Origin of the sequence: Microcystis sp. M53602_WE12 (assembly GCF_030065455.1) — a bacterium.
Classification (GTDB): domain Bacteria; phylum Cyanobacteriota; class Cyanobacteriia; order Cyanobacteriales; family Microcystaceae; genus Microcystis; species Microcystis aeruginosa.
Genome location: NZ_JASJFB010000182.1, coordinates 1 through 3,477, shown reverse-complemented (window position 1 = coordinate 3,477; position 3,477 = coordinate 1). Strand labels below are relative to the sequence as shown.

The following is a 3,477-nucleotide window of genomic DNA, read 5'->3' as shown; positions in this document are numbered from 1 at the left end:
GAATCCGACAGAAGGACTGCTATCCATCTCGGAATGGTTGGCAAAATCCTCCAGTGTTTTTACCAAGAGTTGTCAAACAATCCGAAACTGGTTTGGAGAAATCATTAGTTATTTCGAGCGAAGGACAACGAATGGGGTGGTGGAGGGAATCAACAATAAACTTAAACTAATAAAACGGAGAGGCTATGGCTTTAGAAACTTTCGGAATTTTTGGGTTAGAAGTATGTTATCTTGGCATCTTGTATGTTGATTTAGCATAAAGGGTAACGAAGAGCCTGATTACCAATCAGTTTGAGAGTTGCTCAAAGTAGGTTCACTGTTCATATTTTGTCGCTCCGCCACCTTTGAATTGTTAGATAGTAGTGAGGCGATTGCCATATTTTAGTACATCAGATATGATATAAACACATCATGGCTGATCAAAGCAAACCTTTAGCTTGGCTGCATGGTGAGATCAAGACCCCACCTTTCAGTTTAGAAGCACGGATCGAAGCAGGTGTCTTACTCAGGCAACTACAGGAAGGCGAACCCCTTGGTTTGCCACATTCGCGTCCTATGCCAAGTGTAGGCTATCATTGTCATGAGCTACGCATTAGAGACATCGATAAAAATTGGAGGATTATTTATCGAATTGATGAAGATGCAATCTTGATTATTGAGGTGTTTAATAAGACAACAAGAGCAACACCCAAAAGTGTAATTGAGGTTTGTAAGAAACGCTTGAGTAAATACGATACTGATCAGCAGGAATAAGAGGATGGAAGAGACTAAAAAAGGGCTTTTGGAATCAAAAGGCTGGAAAATCGGAACCGTTTCCGACTTTTTAGAGTTAACGCCCGAAGAGATTATCCTTGTTGAAATCAAACTAGCTCTTAGCAAAAGTTTGAAAAGTCAGCGGCAGAAGATAATGACTCAAAGTGAACTGGCCAATAAAATCGGCTCTAGTCAACCTCGGATTGCCAAAGCTGAAAATGGCGATCCGTCGGTTTCACTGGAATTGCTTATCCCCTCGCTGTTGGCAACAGGTGCCACTCCTCAAGACATCGGACAAATCATTGCCAGTGTCAAAGGCGTTGCTGAATCAAGACCTGAATGCTAATTTTGTGCATCCTATCCACTAATGTTAGTTATTGTCGTTGATGCGATAAATCCCTGAATTTCCCCAGCATCAATACGCTCAAATAATCTTGCTGCGTTTTCCACAAATAGCTCTCGTTCTTGTAGAAAATCAAGAATGACATTGGTATCAATCAGAACTCGCATTATTGATACTTCTCGATCAGATAGGTTACATAATCGGTTGGGGCGTTAGTTTACCCTGTAGCTGCCGAAATCTCAGAAACACCTCGCAAGCGCAACAGATTTCCCCGCTTGGATTTGAGGTTTGCTTCCCGTTGTTTAGAATGTATGAACAAGGTGAAATCACCCTAGAGGGATTAGCAAGAAAAGCTCCTCTCATTGCCCGTGCTATTGAAAAGCAACAGGAAATCTCTTAAATCCTAGACAAACAAAAAAACATTAGTATTTCGGCATCTAGTCGGGTATTGGCTGTACCATTATTTAATATCAATTTGCTGTAATTCTGGTAAAAGTTCTTTAAATAAAAGCCTAAATCTTTTTATACATATTATTTTAAACATCAATTTTAAAGCATCCCAATTAATTGCATCATAGCGGATCAATTCTAGGACAATTTTTATGTTTAATTTTTTGATACAAATCAAAAGCCAATGCAGGCAAATATAATCTTCTATAACTGACAATTCTGGTAACTTTTCCCGATGTTTAGGATGTACCATGTCATAAATTTTTTGTTTGATTAAAATATTTTTTTTGCATCGCTCTTTTATTGATATATTGCTATGGCAACATCCCGACCATACTCTTTTAAAACATAGACACTTACCGACAAATACAGCATCGCCGTACTTGGCAATTTCTATCCATGAGTTAATATCATCATAATTACCGTCAAAGTCTTTATCCCAGCCTCCCGATCGCAAAAATGCTTTTTTTTGAAAAGCAACTTGAACAGGTGTTCCCAAAGGACAGATATCCAAAAGCATACCGTAGTGTATGTCTTCTTGCCGAATACAAAGAGCTAAATTATTAAATTGAACTTGATGTTTATCATCGATAATGTTGCCTATTATATCAATTTTTTTTGCCTGACAAGAGCAAATAACAGCATCAGGAAAATAAACGAGAGATTTGCCGATAATTTCGATACATTCAGGCATAATATAATCATCATCATCAATCAGCTTAATCCATTCTCCTTTGGCAATTTTGACTCCAATATTAACACTTTCTGAATGTCCTAAATTTATCGAGTTGCGATGATATATAACTCGATCACCTAACTGCTTGATATATTCTTCAGTTTGATCAGAAGAAGCATCATCTACAACAATAATTTCACAGTTTATAGTTTGATTGATTGCCGATTCTAATGACCATTTTAAAAATGGTAAGCGATTATATGTTGTTATAACAATACTGAATTTCATGAGCATTTACAAGAATATTTAGTTTAGGTAAAATATTTTCTTTTTTTATTATTTGTTAAGCCATGAATCGCTGACAAAATCGACCAGGATATAAGATTGACTCTTTCATCAAAAATAGTAACATCAAAGACATGAAATAATATACAAGCAAAAAAAGCTGTTAAATAAGTAAATATAATCAATTTTTCTTCTGAGTTATCCAGATTTATTTTGGTTAAAAGTATAATCCCTTTTGCCAATATCCAGCCAACTAAAAAATAGAAAAAAACTGTCCAGGGAATCCCCACTTCAGACAGAAGCATCAGTGTTAAGTTGTGTGAATGTCCTATTACTATCTGAGATTGAGGCTGATAGAGATGTTTAAAACTTCCTAAACCCCATCCTTTCCAAGGTGACTTAAGGGCTAAATGCCAGGAGAATTTCCACAGAGTTATTCGGAGAGTTTCTACATCTCGATTAGGATAAAATTGATCGTTTATTCGAGCCCAAATAAACATTGGAACAATTAATCTAAACCAATCTCTTACTGGAGGATTGCCAAAAGCAGCGATAATAATCGCCCCGCTCACGATTGCTACTGTTAGCAAAATCCATCGCCAGCCTAAATAAATAGCAAAAGCAAGACAAGTTACTAATGTAGTCATCCAACCATTACGAGAATGAGTTAAAATTAGAGCAATAAATGTTAGGGAATTGATCACCAAAAGCAGACTAAGATAAAAAAATTTTTTATCAGTATTCGATTTTCTTAACTCTAGAATTATTAAGCCCAGTCCCAACACCCAAATAATAGTTAGAAAACTTGCTAGAAAATTAGCATGATAAAATGGCTCTTCGGTTTGTGTTATGCAATGGACGGGGGTTATAAGGGATGGAACCCTTATAGAGAAAGGCATTTAGCGATTTTTGTCAATTGTTTTTGCTCTAGAGCGAACTAATCAATTAAATCTCTTGCCAGATAAGGATT

General features: G+C 36.4%; 6 protein-coding genes. 3 read left to right on the top strand and 3 right to left on the bottom strand.

Annotated features, from left to right (window positions below; genetic code table 11):
* From PX482_RS07000 to PX482_RS06990, 3 genes are all read left to right on the top strand, one after another.
* Positions 1–250, top strand: a 250-nt coding sequence (locus tag PX482_RS07000) for a transposase (protein ID WP_288122242.1), incomplete at its 5' end; no start/stop codon positions are given.
* A 161-nt stretch (positions 251–411) separates the two neighbouring features.
* A complete protein-coding gene (locus tag PX482_RS06995) occupies positions 412–753 on the top strand; it encodes a type II toxin-antitoxin system RelE/ParE family toxin (RefSeq protein WP_002763716.1) in 342 nt (113 codons plus the stop codon).
* Positions 754–757: 4 nt separating this feature from the next.
* The gene (locus PX482_RS06990; protein WP_002763718.1) at positions 758–1,099 is read left to right on the top strand and encodes a helix-turn-helix domain-containing protein; all 342 of its coding nucleotides are present in this window, start codon (positions 758–760) and stop codon (positions 1,097–1,099) included.
* 11 nt (positions 1,100–1,110) lie between these two features.
* Here PX482_RS06990 and PX482_RS06985 read toward each other — a convergent pair whose 3' ends face one another.
* The 3 genes from PX482_RS06985 to PX482_RS06975 all read right to left on the bottom strand — a co-directional run bounded on the left by PX482_RS06985 (position 1,111) and on the right by PX482_RS06975 (position 3,406).
* Positions 1,111–1,263: a PIN domain-containing protein gene (locus PX482_RS06985; RefSeq protein ID WP_002763721.1), complete on the bottom strand. Its 153-nt coding sequence runs from the start codon at positions 1,261–1,263 to the stop codon at positions 1,111–1,113.
* Between the two features lie 293 nt (positions 1,264–1,556).
* Positions 1,557–2,510 carry a glycosyltransferase family 2 protein gene (locus tag PX482_RS06980; protein WP_043999536.1) on the bottom strand — a complete coding sequence of 318 codons (954 nt, stop codon included), beginning with the start codon at positions 2,508–2,510 and terminating at the stop codon, positions 1,557–1,559.
* 23 nt (positions 2,511–2,533) lie between these two features.
* On the bottom strand, positions 2,534–3,406 hold the full coding sequence (locus PX482_RS06975) for an O-antigen ligase family protein (RefSeq protein ID WP_288024972.1): 873 nt from the start codon (positions 3,404–3,406) through the stop codon (positions 2,534–2,536).
* Positions 3,407–3,477: the final 71 nt, after the last annotated feature.